The organism is Rhodococcus sp. IEGM 1306 (assembly GCF_036541985.1).
GTDB classification, from domain to species: Bacteria; Actinomycetota; Actinomycetes; order Mycobacteriales; family Mycobacteriaceae; genus Rhodococcus_F; species Rhodococcus_F qingshengii.
In genome coordinates this window covers 269,185-290,387 of record NZ_JAZHFF010000006.1, presented here as the reverse complement: position 1 = coordinate 290,387, position 21,203 = coordinate 269,185, and the positions used below count along the sequence as shown (strand labels likewise).

19 protein-coding genes are annotated in these 21,203 nt (G+C 63.5%); 16 read left to right on the top strand and 3 right to left on the bottom strand.

Annotation, left to right across the window (positions count from 1 at the left end; genetic code table 11):
- Window positions 1–5: 5 nt before the first annotated feature.
- The 16 genes from murD to V3587_RS19280 all read left to right on the top strand — a co-directional run bounded on the left by murD (window position 6) and on the right by V3587_RS19280 (window position 17,883).
- Window positions 6–1,529 carry a UDP-N-acetylmuramoyl-L-alanine--D-glutamate ligase gene (murD, locus tag V3587_RS19355; RefSeq protein WP_283377199.1) on the top strand — a complete coding sequence of 508 codons (1,524 nt, stop codon included), beginning with the start codon at window positions 6–8 and terminating at the stop codon, window positions 1,527–1,529.
- A complete protein-coding gene (gene ftsW, locus V3587_RS19350) occupies window positions 1,526–3,004 on the top strand; it encodes a putative lipid II flippase FtsW (protein WP_007730088.1) in 1,479 nt (492 codons plus the stop codon). Before murD ends, ftsW begins: the two co-directional genes overlap by 4 nt.
- Entirely contained in the window at window positions 3,001–4,170 is a 1,170-nt protein-coding gene (gene murG / locus V3587_RS19345; protein WP_003941767.1) for an undecaprenyldiphospho-muramoylpentapeptide beta-N-acetylglucosaminyltransferase, read from the top strand. Before ftsW ends, murG begins: the two co-directional genes overlap by 4 nt.
- Entirely contained in the window at window positions 4,167–5,675 is a 1,509-nt protein-coding gene (gene murC / locus V3587_RS19340) for a UDP-N-acetylmuramate--L-alanine ligase (protein WP_030537033.1), read from the top strand. Before murG ends, murC begins: the two co-directional genes overlap by 4 nt.
- A gap of 164 nt (window positions 5,676–5,839) precedes the next feature.
- Window positions 5,840–6,478 carry a cell division protein FtsQ/DivIB gene (locus V3587_RS19335; RefSeq protein WP_161120707.1) on the top strand — a complete coding sequence of 213 codons (639 nt, stop codon included), beginning with the start codon at window positions 5,840–5,842 and terminating at the stop codon, window positions 6,476–6,478.
- 240 nt (window positions 6,479–6,718) lie between these two features.
- On the top strand, window positions 6,719–7,906 hold the full coding sequence (ftsZ, locus tag V3587_RS19330) for a cell division protein FtsZ (protein ID WP_003941788.1): 1,188 nt from the start codon (window positions 6,719–6,721) through the stop codon (window positions 7,904–7,906).
- A gap of 108 nt (window positions 7,907–8,014) precedes the next feature.
- Window positions 8,015–8,782 (top strand): peptidoglycan editing factor PgeF, encoded by a 768-nt coding sequence (pgeF, locus tag V3587_RS19325; protein ID WP_007733207.1) that lies wholly within the window; start codon window positions 8,015–8,017, stop codon window positions 8,780–8,782.
- Window positions 8,783–8,788: 6 nt separating this feature from the next.
- The gene (locus V3587_RS19320) at window positions 8,789–9,538 is read left to right on the top strand and encodes a YggS family pyridoxal phosphate-dependent enzyme (protein WP_030537030.1); all 750 of its coding nucleotides are present in this window, start codon (window positions 8,789–8,791) and stop codon (window positions 9,536–9,538) included.
- 85 nt (window positions 9,539–9,623) lie between these two features.
- The gene (locus tag V3587_RS19315; protein ID WP_003941752.1) at window positions 9,624–10,274 is read left to right on the top strand and encodes a cell division protein SepF; all 651 of its coding nucleotides are present in this window, start codon (window positions 9,624–9,626) and stop codon (window positions 10,272–10,274) included.
- A 189-nt stretch (window positions 10,275–10,463) separates the two neighbouring features.
- A complete protein-coding gene (locus V3587_RS19310) occupies window positions 10,464–10,742 on the top strand; it encodes a YggT family protein (RefSeq protein ID WP_003941780.1) in 279 nt (92 codons plus the stop codon).
- 126 nt (window positions 10,743–10,868) lie between these two features.
- Window positions 10,869–11,696: a DivIVA-like cell division protein Wag31 gene (gene wag31, locus V3587_RS19305; protein ID WP_003941722.1), complete on the top strand. Its 828-nt coding sequence runs from the start codon at window positions 10,869–10,871 to the stop codon at window positions 11,694–11,696.
- Between the two features lie 49 nt (window positions 11,697–11,745).
- The gene (locus V3587_RS19300) at window positions 11,746–12,060 is read left to right on the top strand and encodes a hypothetical protein (protein ID WP_007733197.1); all 315 of its coding nucleotides are present in this window, start codon (window positions 11,746–11,748) and stop codon (window positions 12,058–12,060) included.
- Between the two features lie 281 nt (window positions 12,061–12,341).
- Complete coding sequence (gene ileS, locus V3587_RS19295; RefSeq protein WP_161120624.1) at window positions 12,342–15,455, top strand: isoleucine--tRNA ligase; 3,114 nt, start codon at window positions 12,342–12,344, stop codon at window positions 15,453–15,455.
- A gap of 68 nt (window positions 15,456–15,523) precedes the next feature.
- Window positions 15,524–15,862 carry a TfoX/Sxy family protein gene (locus tag V3587_RS19290; protein WP_003941748.1) on the top strand — a complete coding sequence of 113 codons (339 nt, stop codon included), beginning with the start codon at window positions 15,524–15,526 and terminating at the stop codon, window positions 15,860–15,862.
- A 36-nt stretch (window positions 15,863–15,898) separates the two neighbouring features.
- The gene (locus V3587_RS19285) at window positions 15,899–17,263 is read left to right on the top strand and encodes a DNA polymerase IV (RefSeq protein ID WP_042452844.1); all 1,365 of its coding nucleotides are present in this window, start codon (window positions 15,899–15,901) and stop codon (window positions 17,261–17,263) included.
- 131 nt (window positions 17,264–17,394) lie between these two features.
- Window positions 17,395–17,883, top strand: coding sequence for a hypothetical protein (locus V3587_RS19280; RefSeq protein ID WP_371713249.1), 489 nt, complete (start codon window positions 17,395–17,397; stop codon window positions 17,881–17,883).
- Between the two features lie 83 nt (window positions 17,884–17,966).
- Here the strand turns inward: V3587_RS19280 and V3587_RS19275 are convergent, their stop codons facing one another.
- The 3 genes from V3587_RS19275 to V3587_RS19265 all read right to left on the bottom strand — a co-directional run bounded on the left by V3587_RS19275 (window position 17,967) and on the right by V3587_RS19265 (window position 21,191).
- Window positions 17,967–19,358 carry a glutamate decarboxylase gene (locus tag V3587_RS19275; protein ID WP_161120623.1) on the bottom strand — a complete coding sequence of 464 codons (1,392 nt, stop codon included), beginning with the start codon at window positions 19,356–19,358 and terminating at the stop codon, window positions 17,967–17,969.
- Between the two features lie 142 nt (window positions 19,359–19,500).
- Complete coding sequence (locus tag V3587_RS19270; protein ID WP_235808431.1) at window positions 19,501–20,268, bottom strand: sensor domain-containing protein; 768 nt, start codon at window positions 20,266–20,268, stop codon at window positions 19,501–19,503.
- Window positions 20,265–21,191 (bottom strand): hypothetical protein, encoded by a 927-nt coding sequence (locus V3587_RS19265; RefSeq protein WP_161120622.1) that lies wholly within the window; start codon window positions 21,189–21,191, stop codon window positions 20,265–20,267. Before V3587_RS19265 ends, V3587_RS19270 begins: the two co-directional genes overlap by 4 nt.
- Window positions 21,192–21,203: the final 12 nt, after the last annotated feature.

Here is a 21,203-nt window from a genome sequence, read left to right as displayed (position 1 = left end):
AAACCATGACCAGCTCAGCGGATTCCGAGAACGACCTGTCCTGGCTCCGCGGTACGCGAGTGCTGGTCGCCGGTGGGCGGGTGTCCGGTCAAGCGACCATCGAACCTCTCGTCGCCCTCGGTGCTGTCGTGACGGTTGCCGATTCGACCTTGGACTTCGCGGAGCGCTGCGCGGAGCTCGGCGCGGACATGGTGACCACCACCTCGATCGAGGATGCCCCGGATTCGATCACCGAGTACGGGCTCGTAGTCACCAGTCCGGGCTTTCGGCCGGATGCACCGATCCTTGCAGCCGCCGCCGGTCACGGGATTCCCATCTGGGGAGACGTCGAGTTCTCCTGGCGCGTCGACCACAGCGGGCACTTCGGCACACCCCGTAAATGGCTCGTCGTGACGGGGACGAACGGAAAGACCACGACGACGTCGATGCTGGCCTCGATTCTCGACGCCGCCGGAGTTGTCGGCCGAGCCTGCGGAAACATCGGGCTGCCGATACTCGACGCACTCGCCGAGACGTCGCCGCGCGTGGAGTACCTCGCTGTCGAACTGTCGTCCTTCCAATTGCACTGGGCGCCTTCGGTGCGTCCGGATGCCGGCGTGGTCCTCAACGTCGCCGAGGATCACCTCGACTGGCACGGCGGAATGAGCGCGTACGCCGAGGCCAAGTCGCGGGCGCTGAGCGGAAAGGTCGCGGTGGTCGGCCTCGATGACGCGATCGCTTCCGAACTGGGAACTCGCGCAACTGCAGACATTGTCACCGGGTTCAGATTGGGTGAACCGGGCGAAGGAGAACTGGGTGTCGAAGCGGGACACCTCGTGGACAACGCATTCGGCGATCACGTCCGCTTGGCCGAAGCAGCGTCGATAGATCCCGCCGGCCCGGCAGGCGTCATGGACGCGCTGGCCGCCGCCGCCTTGGCGCGGGCACTCGGGTTCGAGGCAGACGTCGTCGAACGCGGTCTGGCCGCACACAAGGTCGGCCCACACCGAGGGGCGCTGGTCGGCCGTGTCGGGTCCGTTGTGTACATCGACGACTCCAAGGCCACCAATCCGCACGCAGCCAGACCGTCGATACTCGCGCACGATCGCGTCGTCTGGGTTGCCGGCGGTCTGCTCAAGGGAGCCAGCGTCGACCAATTGGTGAGCGAAGTCGGCCCTCGACTCTCCGGCGCTGTCCTTCTCGGGCGTGACGCTGGTGTGATCGAGGACGCGCTCGCGCGACACGCACCCGATGTTCCCGTGGTGCACGTGATGTCGGGGGACGATGCAGTGGTGAGCGAAAACAGCAGCAACTCGACTCTCACCATCCGGCTGCCGTCGGGTGCCGACGCGGATGCCGTCATGGCCGCAGTGGTAGTCGAAGCTGCCGAGTTGGCGTCCCCCGGTGATGCAGTTGTACTCGCCCCGGCCGCGGCGTCCTTGGACATGTTCGCCAGCTACGGACATCGTGGTGACAGCTTCGCCGCCGCCGTAGCCGCATTACCCGATCCGTTCACGGATTCGCTTGGCCAAGCCGGGAACTTGCGATGACCAAGGGTCCCAAGACCCGAATCGGTGCCTGGTTGGCGCGGCCGTTGGCGTCGTTCCACCTGGTGGTGACGATTGCCACGATGTTGACTGTCTTGGGGCTCGTGATGGTTCTGTCGGCGTCGAGCGTCGAGCAGTACGTGTCCGGTGGCTCGGCGTATTCGTTGTTCACCCAGCAGTTGATCTTCGCGATTCTCGGAGCTGTGCTCTTCTACGTCGCGCTGCGGATCCCGGCGAGAGTGCTCCGGCAGTATTCGTTTCCGCTGTTCGTCGTCGTGCTGATCATGCTGGTACTCGTCCTGATTCCGGGAATCGGCACAGAAGCGCAGGGCGCGCGTCGCTGGTTCAACGTCGGCGGGTTCTCGGTGCAGCCCTCGGAAATCATGAAGGTCGCGTTGGCGATCTGGGGCGCCCATCTGTTGGCTTCGCGGCGGCCGGACGACCGATCCGTGAAGTCGATCCTGATTCCGCTCGTGCCCGCAGCAATGCTGGTCTTCGCGCTGGTCGTCGCGCAACCGAACCTCAGTACGACCATCGCATTGGGAATCATCGTCGGGGCCCTGCTGTGGTTCGGTGGGCTGCCACTGAAGCTCTTCGGCTCGATCGCGGTGACGGGCGTCGTCGTGGCGGGCGTGCTGGCGATGACGGCCGGTTATCGTTCCGATCGAGTTCAAGCCTTCTTCAACAAGAGCGACGACTTGCAGGGCAACAACTATCAGGCCAAGCAGGCTTTGTATTCGCTCGCCGACGGGGGCCTTTTCGGACGCGGACTCGGTCAGAGCGTCGCCAAGTGGAACTACCTACCCAACGCGCACAACGACTTCATCTTCGCGATCATCGGCGAAGAGTTGGGATTTGTCGGCTGCGCAGTGGTGATCGGTTTGTTCGCTGTATTCGTCTACACGGGATTGCGGATCGCAGCCCGCAGCATCGATCCGTTCTGGCGGCTCCTGTCGGCCACTGCAACTACCTGGATCGTCGGCCAGGCAATGATCAACATCGGTTACGTCATCGGACTGCTGCCGGTGACCGGACTCCAGTTGCCCTTGGTCTCCGCCGGCGGTTCGTCCTTGGCGATCACATTGTTCATGTTCGGTGTCATCGCCAATGCAGCGCGCCACGAGCCCGAAGCAGTTGCCGCTCTGAACTCCGGGCAGGACGGCAAGATCTCGAAGTTGCTCAGACTGCCGAAGCCCGTGCTGTACCACCCGCCGTCAGGGGGCCGGCCGATCCGTCGACCGAAGCCCGCACGGCAGATCGAACCGGCACGCGGACGCGACGGCCGGCGCGCGATCGAGACGGGCGATCGACGCAAGCGGGCAGATCAAGGTGCTCGCCCTTCCTCGGATTCCAACCGAGGTGCGGCCGCTGGGTCACGGAAGCGCACCGCGGGAGGGCAGAATGGTCAGCGTCGGCAGGCGCCGACACGTAGGGCACAAGATCCACGAGAAGTTCGAGAGCGAGGAATTCGTAGGTGAGCGGCAACAAATCGGCTCTGTCGGTAGTGGTGGCAGGGGGAGGCACGGCTGGTCACATCGAACCCGCACTTGCTGTCGCGGACGCGGTCAAGGCCGCTGCGCCCGACACCAGAATCACTGCGCTCGGGACGGCGCGTGGTCTCGAAACCACCTTGGTGCCGGCTCGCGGGTACACGCTCGAGCTCATTCCCCCGGTTCCGCTTCCTCGTAAGCCCACGATGGATCTCGTCAAACTGCCGACACGCATCCTCGCCTCGGTGCGCAAGACCCGTGAGGTACTCGATTCCGTCGACGCCGACGTGATCGTCGGTTTCGGTGGTTACGTCGCGCTTCCGGCGTATCTTGCCGCACGTGGCGGAGTTCTTCGGCGCCGCCGCAAGATTCCGATCGTCATCCACGAGGCGAACGCCAGTGCCGGCATCGCGAACAAGATCGGTGCTCGCCTGGCGACGCGGGTGCTTGCCGCCGTTCCGGGGTCAGGTGTGAAGAACCGCGGCGATCAGGACGCCGAGATCGTTGGCATCCCGGTCCGGGCGTCGATCGCGAATTTCGATCGAGCGGGACTCCGCTCGCAAGCTCGCGAGTACTTCGGACTTCCTCAGGACGGTCCCGTTCTGCTCGTCTTCGGCGGATCGCAAGGCGCGAAGTCGCTCAACGACGCGGTGTCCGGAGCAGCGGAAGAACTGGCGAAGGCCGGGATCTCGGTCCTTCACGCACACGGACCCAAGAACTCTCTCGAAGTCACGCAGTACTCGGAGACGGCACCGTATGTGGCTGTTCCCTATCTTTCGCGGATGGATCTCGCGTATGCCGCAGCCGACGCGACTATCTGTCGTTCGGGCGCGATGACGGTCGCCGAGGTCTCGGCGGTCGGGCTTCCGGCCGTCTACGTTCCGTTGCCGCACGGCAATGGTGAGCAGGAACTCAACGCGAAACCCGTTGTCGCAGCGGGCGGTGCGATCATCGTCTCCGACAACGAGCTCACGCCGACGTTCGTCGCCGGTACCGTCGTCCCGATGCTGAGCGACAGCGCGCGCCTCGACAAGATGAGCAGTGGTGCTGCCAACGTCGGGCACCGCACCGCGGCAACCGAGATCGCACGGATCGTGCTCGACATCGCGGCAAAGGAAAACGCCGTCCAGGAAAACGCAAGGGGAAACCGATGACCGCGCTGCCCGCCCACCTCGAGCGAGTACACATGGTCGGAATCGGCGGTGCCGGTATGTCCGGCATCGCTCGAATTCTGCTTTCCCGCGGGGGCCTTGTCTCGGGTTCGGACGCCAAGGAGAGCCGAGGAGTCCTGGCGCTTCGTGCACGCGGGGCGCAGGTCCGGATCGGCCACGACGCCGATGCTCTCGACCTGCTGCCGGGTGGTCCGACCGTCGTCGTGACGACGCACGCGGCTATCCCGAAGGACAACCCGGAACTCGTCGAGGCCGCTCGCCGCGGAATCCCGGTGATTCTTCGGCCGGCTGTCCTTGCATCTCTGATGCAGGGCAATCGCACGTTCCTGGTTTCGGGTACACACGGCAAGACGTCGACGACCTCGATGCTAGTGGTCGCCCTGCAGCACTGTGGTTTCGACCCTTCGTTTGCCGTTGGCGGCGAACTCAACGAAGCGGGAACGAATGCCCATCACGGCAGCGGTGACGTCTTTGTCGCCGAGGCGGACGAGAGTGACGGGTCGCTGCTCCAGTACGACCCCAACGTGATCGTCGTGACCAACATCGAGGCCGATCACCTCGACTATTTCGGCAGCGTCGAAGCGTATGTGAAGGTGTTCGACGATTTTGTCGACAAGTTGCGTCCGGGTGGGCTCTTGATTGCTTGCCTCGACGACCCGGGATCGGCGGATCTCGCGAAGCGAATCGTGGCCTCGGGCCGTTCGGACATCCGGGTACTCGGTTACGGATCGGCAGACGCGCAGGAGGTGGAGGCGGGCACCGCCTTCGAGCCTGTCGACGGTGTCGAGGTCGGAGTCCGACTACTGGGCTTCCATGCGCACGACGTCGGGGGAGTCCTGCAGTTCCACCTGGCGGGCGAGAGCGCCGCGCGAACCGTGCGGATGGCAGTGCCGGGTCGTCACATGGCGCTCAACGCACTTGCGGCTCTACTGGCTGCCCGTGACGCCGGCGCCGAGACGGAGGAGATCGTCGAGGGGCTCGCCGGATTCGGTGGCGTACACCGCCGGTTCCAGTTCACCGGCCGCGAGCGTGGTGTCCGGGTGTTCGACGACTACGCCCACCATCCGACCGAAGTTCGTGCGGTTCTCGGCGCGGCGGCGGATCTGGTTCGACCGGAGGACGATTCGTCGTCGACCAATTCGGCGGCCGGACGCGTGATCGTGGTCTTCCAACCTCATCTCTATTCACGCACCGCCGCGTTTGCCGAGGAGTTCGCGCAGGCGCTGGACTTGGCCGACGAGGTTGTCGTTCTCGATGTCTACGGCGCTCGCGAAGAGCCGATGCCGGGCGTCAGTGGTGCGCTGGTCGCTCAGTCGGTCACGAAACCTGTTCACTATCAACCGGATCTGTCACAGGCGCCGAAGCAGGTGGCGGCGTTGGCTCACCCCGGCGACATCGTCATCACGATGGGTGCCGGTGACGTGACCATGCTCGGCAAACAGATCCTCGATGCTTTGCGTTCGGCGCCGCATCCCGCGCCGCGATGACACCCGACGCACGAAGTCAGCGCGGGCGTCGAGATCCTCGAGCCAGACAAGCCACCAGTACGCGTCGGCGCAGTACTCGCACCGAATCGCGATACTCGACGCGGTCGACGGAGCCGGCTCCCGAACCCACACCGACTCGTAAGTGGTTCAAGCGACCGCTGATCGTGGCACCGCTGGCAATCGTGCTGGTGGTGGGAATTGCGTTGACGGCTTGGTTGTCTCCGGTGCTCTCGGTCCGGGGCACCGAAGTTCTCGGTGCGACGACCGTCAGTGAGGAACAGATCCTTTCGCTCCTGGCCGTACCGACCGGTCAGCCGTTGATGCGGGTAGACACCGGCGCCGCCGCCGCACGTGTGGCGACGATTCCGAAGGTGGCCTCGGCTCGTGTGCAGCGGGTGTATCCGTCGACTATCCGCGTCACCGTCACCGAACGGGTACCGGTCGTCTTCGTCGACTCACCTGAGGGTGCACACCTGCTGGACGAGAAGGGCGTCGACTTCGAGATGGGCGTCCCGCCGCCCGGGGTTCCGCGTCTGGTGACACCGACGCCCGGGTGGAACGACGAGCCGACGCTTGCCGCGCTCGAGGTGTTGTCGGTGTTGCCGCCGGATCTGAGATTTCAGGTGGGAGAGGTTGCCGCTCGGTCGATTTCGAGTGTCACGCTGACTCTGCTCGACGGTCGCGTCGTAAACTGGGGCGGTGTCGAGCACTCGGATCGTAAGGCTGCTGTGACGCTTCCGCTGTTGACCCAACCGGGGCAGACGTACGACGTGTCCAGTCCTGATCTGCCGACGGTGCGATAGCGCCCGGTGCAGCCGTGCGTCAGTGCGCAGCAAATACTTCGGTGTGTCTCGGCGCGCCTAATGGCGGAACGCGACGACGGTGCATAGCGTTTCGTTTCAGATCGAATACTTGACATAACTCTAACCCTGTGGTTGAGGTTTAGGGTTTATCTCGAACACCAGCAGTGACAAATACAGCAGCAGTAAAAAGACAGCAGCACTGACAAGCAGCGTGAAACACGACACGGAAGGCGAGAGCCGATGACGCCCCCGCACAACTACCTCGCCGTAATCAAGGTCGTCGGCATCGGCGGCGGCGGCGTGAACGCAGTCAACCGCATGATCGAACAGGGACTCAAGGGAGTCGAGTTCATCGCGGTCAACACGGACGCGCAAGCCCTTCTGATGAGTGACGCCGACGTCAAGCTCGACGTCGGTCGTGAATTGACCCGTGGCCTCGGCGCCGGTGCCGACCCGGAAGTGGGTCGCAAGGCAGCCGAAGATCACAAGGACGAGATCGAAGAGGTCATCAAGGGCGCCGACATGGTGTTCGTGACCGCAGGCGAGGGTGGTGGCACCGGAACCGGTGGTGCCCCTGTCGTGGCAAGCATCGCCCGGAAGCTGGGCGCACTCACCGTCGGTGTCGTGACGCGACCGTTCTCTTTCGAGGGCAAGCGTCGTGGGGGACAGGCGGATACCGGAATCCAGGCGCTCCGCGAGTCCTGCGACACGCTGATCGTCATTCCCAACGATCGCCTGCTCCAGCTGGGTGACGCGGCCGTCAGCCTGATGGACGCGTTCCGCAGCGCGGACGAGGTTCTCCTCAACGGCGTCCAGGGCATCACCGACCTCATCACCACTCCGGGTCTGATCAACGTCGACTTCGCGGACGTCAAGGGTGTCATGTCCGGTGCCGGTAGTGCGTTGATGGGAATCGGTTCCTCGCGGGGTGAGGGACGCGCGATCAAGGCGGCGGAATCCGCGATCAATTCCCCGCTCCTCGAAGCTTCGATGGAAGGCGCCCGCGGCGTGCTTCTGTCGATCGCCGGCGGTAGCGATCTGGGTCTGTTCGAGATCAACGAGGCGGCTTCGCTGGTGCAGGAAGCTGCCCACATCGACGCCAACATCATCTTCGGAACGGTCATCGACGATTCACTCGGTGACGAGGTTCGTGTGACGGTCATCGCTGCGGGATTCGACGGAGGAGCTCCGGCTCGTCGTCCCGTGGAGTCGACCGCGCAGGGACGTGGAGCTATCGGCGCCGGGCGCGCGGGTGAGGTCGGCCGGTCGCCGGTGGCCGCCGAACCTGCTGGCGAGCAGCCGATTTCCGCAGCGCGCGAGACCACCGGTTCGGGCAGCTTGCCTCCGATCGGTGGCCCCCGCCATGCGCCGGTCCAGGAAGACGAGGGCGACGACGACGTCGACGTGCCGGTCTTCATGCGTCGCTGACGTAGGGCTACAAACAGTTTCGAGAACAGGGTGCCCGGAATTTCTGGGTACCCTGTTCTTGACTGGATGTCCGGTCACGTCTGAGCCGGACGACAACTTTCGACGTTTGTGAGCACACTTATCTTGAGTACCGAGAAGTCGACCACCCGCACCCGCATTCGCCGCGTCGTGACCAGCCGAGCTGGTGGTGTTTCCGCGTCACCGTACGAGTCGTTCAATCTGGGCGATCACGTCGGAGACGATCCCGCAGCCGTCGATGCGAATCGCCGACGTCTGGCACGCGAAATAGGCGTCGAGCCTGACCATCTCGTGTGGATGGAACAAATCCATTCGCGCAACGTCACTGTCGTGACGGAACCGACCGACGAAGTGATTCCGGTGACGGATGCTCTGGTCACCACTGTTCCCGGCCTGGCGCTCGCCACCCTCAGTGCAGATTGTGTTCCCGTTCTGCTCTCCGACGAGGAGGCCGGTGTGATCGCGGCCGTTCATGCCGGACGGATCGGTGCCCGCATCGGTATCGTCCCGCGCGTCCTCGCGGAGATGGTGCGTCAGGGCGCGGACGTTTCGCGTATCGGCGCCTTCCTCGGTCCGGCTGCGAGCGGACGCCAGTACGAGGTTCCCGCTGCGATGCGCGCGGACGTGGAAAAGCACTTGCCGGGCAGCGCAACTCGCACCGAGAAGGGCACGCCGGGGCTCGATCTGCGTGCGGGACTGCGTAAGCAGTTGCTCGCCGCGGGTGTGTCCGGTGTCGCCGAGGACCCGCGGTGCACGATCGAGGATCGCGCGTTGTTCAGTCATCGCCGAGAATCTCTGACCGGGCGTCAAGCTGCAGTGATCTGGATGGAAGCGCCCGCAGCGCAGGAAACCGTCTAGGCAGAAATGCGCGAGACGGAAATGCGGCTGACAGAAATATCGACGGCACTCGACTCGGTGAGGGCGCGATTGGCGGCCGCCTGCCTTGCCGCCGGTCGCGAGGTTTCCGACGTAGCACTGCTGCCGGTGACCAAATTCTTTCCGGCGTCCGACGCTCGAATTCTGTACGAACTGGGTTGCCGTGAATTCGGTGAGTCGCGTGAGCAGGAAGCAGTGGAGAAGGTCGCGGACTTCGACGGCGCTGCACAGACGGGCGCGATCGATGATCCGGTTCGCTGGCACATGATCGGACAGTTGCAGCGCAACAAAGCTCGATCGGTAGCGAAGTGGGCCTATGCAATTCACTCGGTGGACAGTGCGCGACTGGCCGATGCACTCGATCGGGCTGCGCTGAGTGCTTTGTCGGACGGTGAGCGCACGGAGCCGCTCCGGGCGCTCATCCAGGTAAGTCTCGACGGAGACCCCGCGCGTGGCGGAGTTCCGACGGGCGAGCTAACGCCTCTCGCCGAGCGGATCGAATCAGCCGAAGGTCTCGAATTCGCGGGACTGATGGCCGTCCCGCCGCTTGGATCAGATCCGGACGAGCAGTTCGAAATCCTCCGCAGGGCACATCTTTTGATCCTCGAATCGCATCCCCGGGCAACCGAACTCTCGGCCGGTATGACCGGCGATCTGGAGGCTGCAGTGCGCCACGGATCAACCTGCGTGCGTGTCGGAACCGCACTGCTCGGCTCACGACCAGTAATCTCGAGGTGATCGCTCAGGTGATCGCCCAACCCGTCCACACCGCTGCGACCGGTCGCAGTCGGATTGATTCCGCCGCGCCAAGGAAGGTCGATCAATGAGCAACCTGCATAAGTTCAAGGCTTACTTCGGCATGGTTCCCCTCGATGACTACGAGGACGAATACGTGGAGGAGCCCGATCAGGCTCGCCGCGCACCCCGTCGTAGTCACGACGGCTATGCCGAGCGCGACGACCGCGAGTTCGTCGAACCTGCCTTCTCGAAGGCGAGCTACGCGCCCAGTCGTCGTGACGAAGAGGACGCGGAGTTCGATCGCTACGATTCCCGGCCCCGCGTCGACACCGTTCCCAGCCGCAGCAGCCGCCCGGCGATGGCGCCGCGCCCGGCAAGCCGTGGCAACCTCGCGGTCGACGCGCGCGCAGAGCGACCCGAAGCGCGACGTGCGCCGGTTGTCGACGACGGCGGCCCGCTCGCCAAGATCACGACACTGCGTCCGCAGAGCTACGCAGAGGCCCGCACGATCGGTGAGCGGTTCCGGGACGGCACTCCCGTCATCATGGATCTGGTCGACATGAGCAACGCCGACGCGAAGCGTCTGGTCGATTTCGCGGCCGGCCTGGCGTTCGCATTGCGTGGTTCTTTCGACAAGGTAGCCACCAAAGTGTTTCTTCTCTCACCGGCCGACATCGACGTTTCCGCCGAGGAGCGCCGTCGGATCGCCGAGACGGGTTTCTACAGCCAGAAATGATGGTCTCGACCGCAGTCCGGCCCCTGAGCAGGGGTGACGTGAGCACATTCGAACGGCGGCCCGCCTCGGCGGACGCCGCATTCGGACCCATCGTCGGCCGTTACAAGACGGACTCGATGCGGACCGGTTCCGGAATTGCTGCGGTGTGTCTGTTTTGGACACACCGCAGAAGTCAGGCAGAGTGAGGGTGTGGACGCGCTTCTCTCTGTGATCTATCTGGTGCTGGTTGTCTTCTGGCTGTTGCTGATCGGCAGAGTGATCGTCGAGTTCGTTCGTTCGTTTGCCAGAGATTGGCGACCGACCGGATTGGTCGCAGTCATTCTCGAAACCATTTTTACGATCACCGATCCTCCGGTGAAACTGCTCCGCAGGTTGATCCCCCCGATCAACCTCGGTGGAGTTCGCTTGGATCTATCCATCATGGTCTTGCTTTTCATCGTCATCATCCTGATGTCGGTTGTTCGCTGAGCGCAGTCCGAGTGAGTGGTATGCCAGAATGGATGCCATAACTCATCCAGTGGTTCGCCACTACGTAGACTGTGTTGCAACTGAATGCTTGCTAGACCGCCAAATGACGCGTGAAGGGATCCTTCCATGCCGCAACTGACTCCAGCTGACGTGCACAACGTTGCGTTCAGCAAGCCGCCTATCGGCAAGCGTGGCTACAACGAGGACGAGGTCGACGCATTCCTCGACCTCGTCGAGCAGGCGCTGTCGCAGCTCATCGAAGAGAATGCGGACCTGCGCCAGCGCGTAGGTGAGCTGGATCAGGAGCTCGCGGCTGCCAAGAAGTCGCCGGCACCTGCTCAGCAGGCAGCACCCGTCGCAGCGCAGCCCAAGCCGGAGCCCGCTCGGGTCGTCGAACCGCCCAAGCCTGCACCTGTTGCAGCGCCGGTTCCCGCCGCCGCTGCCGTTGCAGCGCCGCAGAGTGGCGACACCCACATGCAGGCCGCAAAGGTCCTCGGACTGGCTCAGGAGATGGCGGATCGCCTCACCAACGATGCCAAGACCGAGTCCGAGCAGCTGCTCGGCAGTGCCCGCACCAACTCCGAGCAGCTCATGAGCGAGGCTCGCAGCAAGGCTGACGGCATGATCGCGGATGCGCGCAACAAGTCGGAGGCGATGCTCACCGACGCTCAGACTCGCTCCGAGACCCAGCTTCGCCAGGCTCAGGAGAAGGCAGACGCTCTCAAGGCGGACGCCGAGAAGAAGCACACCGAAATCATGGCGACCATCAACCAGCAGCGTTCGGTCCTCGAGGGCCGTATCGAGCAGCTCAAGACGTTCGAACGCGAGTACCGGGTGCGCCTGAAGTCCTACCTGGAATCGCAGCTCGAAGAGCTCGAACAGCGCGGCTCGGCCGTTCCGGTCGACGGTGGACAGGATTCCTACAGCCCGTCCTTCGCCAAGGGAAACAGCTGACCGAGAGCGCCCCGTCGGCTCAGCTATCGGACCGGACAAAGGTTGATACGTGCTGGTCGTGACGTTGGTTCTCGCGGGAGTTGGTTTCGCTCTCCTGATCGTCGCCCTGACCACAGGGTCGCTGATCTGGGCGTGGGCATGTATCGCGATTTGTGTAGCAGGTGCCGTCCTCCTGCTGGTCAGTGCACTGACCAGCAGGAAGGCGGTTCCTTCGTTGGATGACCCGGCATCGGGCAGCGGAATGTCGTCGCCTTACGGTCGAGTCGAGAGTTCCTCGAATTCGTCGATCGACGATGCAGCCACCGCCAACGATGACAATCAGAGAAATCATGGCGAGTCGCCGGGTGGCCCCGACAAGTCCTAGGGCGAGTTCCGACAAGGTCCAGGACGAGTATTAGACTGTCCAACACGAATACCAGGCTGTGATCCGGCAATCACCGGGGAGCTTTCGGAAGAACGGTTCTTGTCGCTTCAGGCGCCCAGAACTCAGTAGAACCGAACGGGTGAGCCCGTCACAGCTCGATCGAGTGGCACCTCGGGATCCAAGCGCGGATCTACGGGGTGCAAACGGGGTGGTACCGCGGTGTCGGCGCACAAGCGCCACGTCGTCCCCGTGCCGAGTCCGACTGGCACGAGGAGATCGCCATGGCGAGTAACGGGTATCCCAAAGTCGACTACGGTGTCCCCGCCGACACCGGAGTCAAGTTCCCCGAACTGGAACAGAAAGTCCTGAAACAGTGGGACGACGACGACACCTTCCGTGCGTCGGTTTCCAATCGGGACGGCAGCGAAGAGTTCGTTTTCTACGACGGACCGCCCTTCGCAAACGGTTTGCCGCACTACGGCCACCTGCTGACGGGGTACGTCAAGGACCTGGTGCCGCGCTTCCAGACCATGCGTGGACGCAAGGTCGAGCGACGCTTCGGCTGGGACTGCCACGGACTGCCCGCAGAACTCGAAGCGGAGAAGCAACTCGGCATCAAGGACAAGGCCGAGATCGAAGTCATGGGTCTGGCCAAGTTCAACGAGTACTGCAAGGCCTCGGTGCTCAAGTACACCGACGAGTGGCGCGACTACGTCACCCGCCAGGCACGTTGGGTCGACTTCGACAACGACTACAAGACCCTGGACGTCGACTTCATGGAGTCCGTCATGTGGGCCTTCAAGGAGCTGCACGACAAGGGCCTGATCTATCAGGGCTTCCGCGTGCTGCCCTACAGCTGGTACGAGCAGACTCCGCTGTCCAATCAGGAGACTCGTCTCGACGACGCGTACAAGATGCGTCAGGATCCTGCAGTCACGGTCGACATGCCGCTGGTCGCTCCGGGTTCACCATTGGACGGCGCAAACGCGATCATCTGGACCACGACTCCGTGGACACTGCCGTCCAACTTGGCCACTGCGGTTCATCCCGAGGTCGACTACGTCCAGGTGCTCGGCGAGGACGGAAAGCGGTATGTGCTCGCGGAAGCACGGGTTGCTCATTACGCACGTGAGCTGGGGGAGGACCCCGAGGTCGTTTCCCGTCACAAGGGCGCCGAGTTGGTCGGACTGTCGTACATACCGCCGTTCGACTTCTTCCTCGGACATCCGAACGCGCACGTCGTGCTTTCGGCCGACTACGTGACAACCGATTCCGGAACCGGAATCGTCCACCTCGCACCGGCTTTCGGTGAGGAGGATATGGATGTCGCCACAGCCAACGGTATCGAGGTCGTGCAGCCGCTCGATCCGGGTGGAAAGTTCACCTCGATGGTTCCGCCGTACGAGGGCTTGATGGTCTTCGACGCCAACCCGGTCATCATCAAGGACCTCAAGGCCGCTGGAAAGCTGCTGCGGCACGAGACGATCGAGCACTCGTACCCGCACAGTTGGCGCAGTGGGCAGCCGCTCATCTACATGGCGGTTCCCTCGTGGTTCGTCGCGGTCACCAAGTTCCGCGATCGCATGGTCGAGCTGAACAAGGACATCACGTGGGTGCCCGAGCACATCCGTGACGGCCAGTTCGGCAAGTGGCTCGAAGGTGCACGCGACTGGAACATCAGCCGAAACCGCTACTGGGGCAGCCCGATCCCGGTGTGGGTGTCGGACGATCCGCAGTACCCGCGTACGGACGTCTACGGATCGCTCGATCAGTTGGAGGCAGACTTCGGTGTGCGTCCGACCGATCTGCATCGCCCGATGATCGACGACCTGGTCCGCCCGAACCCCGACGACCCGACCGGGAAGTCGATGATGCGCCGCGTTCCCGAGGTGCTCGACTGCTGGTTCGAATCCGGTTCGATGCCGTACGCGCAGGTGCACTACCCATTCGAGAACCGTGAATGGTTCGAGGGCCATTTCCCGGGCGATTTCATCGTCGAGTACAACGGGCAGACTCGCGGCTGGTTCTACACGCTGCACGTGCTGGCCACCGCACTCTTCGATCGTCCGGCGTTCAAAACCGTTGCTGCGCACGGCATCGTGCTCGGCGACGACGGACTCAAGATGAGCAAGTCCAAGGGCAACTACCCGGACGTGAAGGAGGTGTTCAACCGCGACGGCAGCGATGCGATGCGATGGTTCCTGATGTCTTCGCCGATCTTGCGCGGCGGAAACCTCATCGTGACCGAGCAGGGCATCCGCGAAGGTGTGCGTCAGGCATTGCTCCCGCTGTGGAACGCCTGGAGCTTCCTGCAGTTGTACGCCCCGGAATCCGGGGTGTGGCGTACCGATTCGGAGAACATCCTCGATCAGTACATCCTGGCCAAGCTCGCTACCACCCGCGACGTGATCACCGAGGCCCTCGAGGTCAACGACATCGCCGGTGCGTGCGACGAGCTTCGGTTGTTCTGTGATGCGCTCACCAACTGGTATGTGCGACGGTCTCGTTCGCGGTTCTGGGACGAGGATCGCGACGCGATCGACACCCTGCACACCGTGCTCGAGGTCGTGACGCGTCTCGCTGCGCCGCTGTTGCCGTTGGTGTCCGAGGTGATCTGGCGAGGGTTGACCGGGGAGCGCTCGGTTCACCTGGCTGATTGGCCCGAGGCGTCGGAGCTCCCCGCGAACCCCGACCTGGTAGCGGCGATGGACGACGTCCGGACCGTGTGCTCCACGGTGCTGAGCCTGCGCAAGGCACAGAATCTGCGTGTTCGTCTTCCGCTGCCCGAGGTCACGGTTGCGGCGCCGGATGCCGAGCGTCTGCGTCCGTTCCTCGGACTGATCGCCGACGAGGTCAACGTCAAGAAGGTCGATCTGACCGATGACGTCGACGTGCACGGGCGCTTCGAGATCGCGGTCAACGCGCGTGCTGCAGGACCGCGTCTGGGCAAGTCCGTTCAGACTGTCATCAAGGCGGTCAAGGCGGGCGACTGGACCGAGAACGCGGACGGCGTCGTGGTTGCGGCGGGCATCGAACTGCTGCCCGAGGAGTACACGCAGAAACTGGTTGCGGCCGAGCCGGATTCGACGGCTGCTCTGCCGGACGGTGCGGGACTGGTCGTACTCGATTCCGCTGTGACGGAGGAACTCGAAGCCGAGGGATGGGCCAAGGACCGTATCCGTCAGTTGCAGGATGCGCGCCGCGCCGCCGGTTTGGACGTCTCGGACCGGATCAACGTCGTGCTCGAGGTTCCGCAGGACTGCAAGGAGTGGGCAGAGCGTCATCGCGAATTGATCGCCGGTGAGGTTCTGGCCACCTCCTTCTCGGTGGGTGAAGCGGGAGACGACGCCGTCGATCTCGGTGAGGGTATCCGCGCCGCAATCACGAAGGTCTAGTACCGACGCGACTACTCCGGCTCTCCGATGAATGTCTGTATGTCGGGGTGCCGGAGTAGTTTGCTCTCATGAGCACGAGCAAGGAAACCGTGGCGCGCATTCTCGAGCAGTTGGAACCGCTCGACGTGCGGGCAAGGGCGATGTTCGGCGAGTACGGACTGTATTGCGACGAGAAGATCGTGGGCTTGATCTGCGGAGACGTTCTGTTCGTCAAACCCACCGAGGTCAGTACGGAGTTCGGATCAGAGGCCGATCTGGCTCCGCCGTACCCGGGAGCGAAGGATTATTACCGGGTGACGGAGGAACGGTTGCAGGACCTCGATCACCTGCACGCCTTCATTCAACGGACTGCCGACGTATTGCCCCTGCCGAAGAAGAAGTCGCCGAAGAAGAAGGCGCGGACGTAAATTCTGCACCTACTTTTGAGAGAACCGTAACGCCCGATGAATCAAGGTGATCCCACACGAAGTCGTAGGTGGGTGCTGCATCTCGACATGGATGCGTTTTTCGCTTCCGCCGAGCAGTTGACGCGTCCCACTCTGCGAGGTCGCCCGGTGCTGGTCGGCGGCTTGGGCGGGCGCGGGGTGGTGGCCGGGGCAAGTTACGAAGCGAGAGTTTTCGGTGCGCGATCGGCAATGCCGATGCATCAAGCACGCCGGATGGTCGGTGGTGGAGCGGTGGTATTGCCGCCACGGATGTCCCTGTACTCGGTTCTCAGTAAACGCACGTTCGACGCGTTGCGCCTTCGTATGCCGATCCTCGAGCAACTGTCGGTGGACGAGGCTTTCGGGGAACCGGTGGAGTTGGCCGGTGTCGGAGCTGACGAGGTCCGCGCGTTTTGCGAGGACCTGCGGGCGTTGATCAAAGCCGAGACCGGGTTGGTCGCTTCGATCGGGGCCGGCGCAGGTAAGCAGGTCGCCAAGATCGCGTCGGGACTGGCAAAGCCCGACGGCGTCGCAGTGATTCCTCCCGGGATGCAGCACGAGTTGCTCGATCCACTGCCGGTGCGAAAGCTCTGGGGGATCGGTCCCGTCGCCGAGGAAAAGCTCAAGCGTCTCGGCATCGAAACCATCGGTGGGTTTGCCCGCACTCCCATAGCGGAGGTGGCGTCGATACTGGGAACCACTGTCGGTCCGGGGTTGCATCGGCTCGCACAGGGGATCGACGATCGGCCTGTCGCCGAGCGTGCCGAATCCAAGCAGATCAGCGCGGAATCCACGTTCGCCGCAGACATCGTCACGATGGCGCAACTGCGCGCCGCCGTCGAAAGTAGTGGTCGTGCAGCATTTTCCAGGCTGGAGAAGGACGGAAGAGCTGCTCGCACCGTCGTACTGAAGCTCAAGAAGTCCGATATGAGTATCTTGACTCGATCCGTGACGCTGCCGTTTGCCACCATCGACCGCCAAATCCTCATCGCGACTGCGCAGAAACAGGTCATCGATCCACAGGAATTGGGGCCGATTCGCCTGGTCGGTGTGGGATTCGCCGGTTTGTCCACCGTTCGGCAAGGATCACTTTTTCCCGAGTTGGATCAGGACGTTCCCGGCTATCCGGTCGAGACTCTCACGGGCGCCCTCGATGAGGCCGAACTCGACGTTCCGGTGGCAGCACGTGTCCCTCAGCGCTACTGGCACCCCGGTTTGGACGTGAAGCATCCAGAATACGGACACGGTTGGGTGCAGGGCGCCGGGCACGGTGTGGTCACCGTTCGCTTCGAAACCCGTTCCAGCGGAACGGGAATCGCCAAAACCTTTGCCGAATCCGACGAGGTGCTCGAGGTAGCAGATGCGGTCGACAGCCTTCTCTGAGGATGTCCTTAGACTTTTTCCGCTTACCGTTGGGTAATGTTGTCGACGATCCTCGAGCAAGCACGATGTTCGACTGACGCTCGAATGTGAACACCCGAATGGATAGGACTGAGAAGTTGAAGCTTCAGAAGATGACCGTTGCAGCCGTGGCGATCGCAGCAGCCCTGACGATGACCGCGTGTGGTTCAGACGGAGGAGACTCCGACAAGACGACTTCGGCGAAGCCCACGACCACCACCTCTGCGGCACCCACGTCCGAGGTTGTTCTGCCGACCGCCCCTGAGCTCAACGCCAAGGTCGCTCAGGCACTCGACGAGAGCGTTCCGGCCGCAGACAAGGTCAACCTCGTCCAGGGCGCCGAGGCTGATCCCGAGCTGATCAACCAGGTCGCCGCTGCCGCCAAGGCTGCCGGCGCGCAGGTCGAGATCCTCGACCCGGTCACCGACACGGGCAGCGAGACGGCAGCGGCTTCGCTGAACATCGTCGTCAACGGCCAGCCGCTGCAGCAGGGCCTGCAGGCTTCGTTCGTCTACGAAGACGGCGTCTGGAAGCTCTCGAAGACCACCGCTTGCCAGATCGTCGGCGTTGCAGGTCTGACCTCGCCGGCTTGCGCTGCTTGATCTCTCGGTAACACCTGAAACACCAGAGCGGCCGCCGACTCCCGAAGGGGAGTGGGCGGCCGCTCTTCACGCGGTAAGCGACGTCAGTGATGGAATCCCTCGGTGACGCGCGGCCGCGGCATCGGGCTGTCCAGTTCGTCGAGGAACGTGGTTTCCTCTTCGATGATGCGCAGCAGATTGGCCGCCAGGTCCATGCTCAGTCCGTTACGAACCACGATGCGCTGCACTGTCAGATCCGCGAGATCGTCCGGCATGGGGTAGGCCGGCACCAACCAGCCCTTGCCTCGCAACCGGTCCGAGAGGTCGTACAGCGTCCAGTTGGACGTGTGCCCCTCGGCGAGGCGCCACGCGAAGACCGGGATGTCGGAACCGTCGTTCCACAGTTCGAACGCGTCGAGTTTCCCGATCCCTTCGGCGAGAAATTTCGCCACGTCCTGGGAGGACTGCTGGATCGCGCGATAGCCGTCGTGGCCGAGACGCAGGAACAAGTAGAACTGCAGGATCACCTGAGCGCCGGGACGCGAGAAGTTCAGTGCGAAGGTCGGCATACTGCCGCCGAGGTAGCTCACCTTGAAGACGAGGTCGTCGGGAAGTAGATCCTGCGATCGCCAGACCACCCAGCCGAGGCCGGGGTAGACGAGCCCGTACTTGTGCGCCGAGGTGTTGATGGAGTGGACGCGCGGGAGCCGGAAATCCCATTCGAGTTCGGGCTGAAGGAACGGTGCGATCATCGCACCGGAAGCGCCGTCGACGTGGATGGGGACGTCGAGTCCCGTCTTCGCCTGGATCGCATCGAGTGCCTTCGAGATTTCCAGGACCGGCTCGTACATCCCGGTGTACGTGACGCCCATGATCGCGACGACGCCGATGGTGTTCTCGTCGACGTACTTGTCCAGATCGTGACCGTCGAGGGTGCGGTGTTCCTCGCTGATCGGCACGTAACGCGCTTCGACGTCCCAGTAGTTGCAGAACTTCTCCCAGCACACCTGGACCGCGGAACTCATGATGAGATTTGGCTTTTCGGTGGACTTGCCCGCGGCTTTTCGTGCGTGCTGCCAGCGTCGTTTCATCGCCAGGCCGCCGAGCATGCAGGCTTCGGACGAACCGATCGTCGAGGTGCCGATTGCGTCCTTGGGGGAGGGTGAGTGCCAGAGGTCGGCAAGGATGCGCCAGCAATAGGTTTCGATCGCGGCGGTCTGCGGATACTCGTCCTTGTCGATCATGTTCTTGTCGAACGACTCGGCATACAGTTTGGTGGCGTGATCGTCCATCCACGTGCTGACGAACGTCGCGAGATTGAGCCGCGCATTGCCGTCGAGCATCGTTTCGTCGTGGACGATCTGATACGCGGTCTCGGGAAGCATGCCGTCGGGTTCGAGTGTGTACTTCGATGCAACCGAATCCTCGCCAGGCCTCGAGAAGATCGGATTGACGGCTACGTAATCGGTGTGATCTGACCTTCTGGGTTCCGGCATGAACTCTGGCTCCTCACATCAGTGTGTCGCGTTGGTCTGTTTCGTACCTACTCTCACCGTTCAGTGTGGACGGGCAGTTGTCAAAGGGTCTGTGGTCCCGAATCATTCGCGAAAGGCCGAGACAGGACGAATCCGCTCGTAGTCAGGGCGTTTGTGCGCGCAGGCGATCTGCGGCGGCCGATGCCATCGAGTGGAGAACATCGGGGGCGATCGGACTCGGCGCCGTCGCGGACAGCTGAGTCAACGTCGTCCCGACTGCGGCCACGATCGCGTCGGCAACCAAGGTGAAACCGCCACTCTCCGTGATGATTCGGAAAGCGAAAGACGCGTCGCCGATGTTCGGGTCCGACGCTCCGCCGACGCGATAGGTGATTGTCGTTCCGTCGGCATCGGTTCCCGAATACTCCGCACACCCAGCCAGCGTGGTCTGAAGTTTCTCGAAAGCTGCTGCTGCCGCGGTGCCGTCGGCGTACGAAGCAGAGTCCTGATCGATGCTCGTGAAATCGGGGCCGGTGAACATGTCGGAGAGGTCGGCGACCGATCCGGGAGCCTGGGTGGCTATCGGCGCCAGAACCTGGGCGCAGACGGCGGGGTCGGTGCTCGACTTGTCCGCCTCCGAATTTTCCGGCGCCGGTGCGAGGCCGAGGTCGTCGACCGGGTCGGGAACTACGTCGAAGTCGGCAGGTAGCTCGGACAGGGTGAGCGCGGCTCGTTGCAGGCCGTCACGGTCGAGAGGCGCCCCGCTCAGCGGTGCGGCCGGAGCAGCCGTGAACGGCGCCAAGCCGACCTGTGGGGCGGAAACCTGCGTAGTCGTGTCGGCACCAGGCGAGTCGTCCGAGCCGCAACCGGTCACGACGAACAGTGCCGCCGTTGCGGTCAGACCAAGTGCGAGAAGCGACCGGCGTGTCACGATTCCCACCGAATGCTGTTGGAGATGGTCTGCCGGATCACCGAGGAGCTGTCCGGGTCGCCGTATGCCTGGTCGCCGCCGACGGTCATCTGTCCGTCGATCGGCAAGGGGAGTGAGAGGTCGACGGTGAGGTTTCCGGAGCCGGCCATGACGTACTGATCGATGTTCAGCGTTCCGGCGTCACCGGCCAGGTTCCAGACCGGGCTCTGCGGGGTCTGCGATACGTCCACCGCGAGCGAAAGCCGATTGCCCTCGCGCGCGGTGAGCGTGACGGTGGTTGTCTGATCGAGCAGGATTTCGCTGCTGACTTGCTGCCGAACCACCCAACGTGCGCCGACACCGACCGGAGCGTCGGGGAGTGCGACGGTCCGGTAGACCGCTTGGCCCAGCGCTTGTTCGATTGCAGCGCGGGCAGCATTGGCCGAGTTGGCGGAGGGCTTCAACCGTAGGGCGGTGATGGCGCCCGAATCCGTGACCGACAATCCGGCCGCAGACCCGTCGGCCCCGCTCAGCGCAGCCTGCAGCGTTGCATCGGGCGAGGTCATCGACGACAGCGTGAGGTCAACGACTGCGGTGGGATCGTCAGCGGTCACGTTTGCCGAGAGCGGGATCGTGATCTCCGGCGAAGAGAAATCCTGCGCCGGTTGTTGATCGATCTGCTGACTCACGACGGCCTGGGTGACGAGCGTCGTCGTCTGCGTGGTGCCGACAGGCAAGTTCGTACGCAAAACCTCGCGCGGCTCGCTTCCCGCCTCGAGAACTTCGACCGTCGCGGCGGTCACCGGAACAGTCACCTCACTCGGCGAGGAGGTCGGGGTGTTCGGAGGTTGATCCGAGTCGCCGCAAGCGGTGAGAACGGTGATGAGAGCGAGGGCAGCGAGGGCGAACGGAACGCGTCGGCCGGTCGTGGACAGCAGTGGCACGCGCTCCAGGCT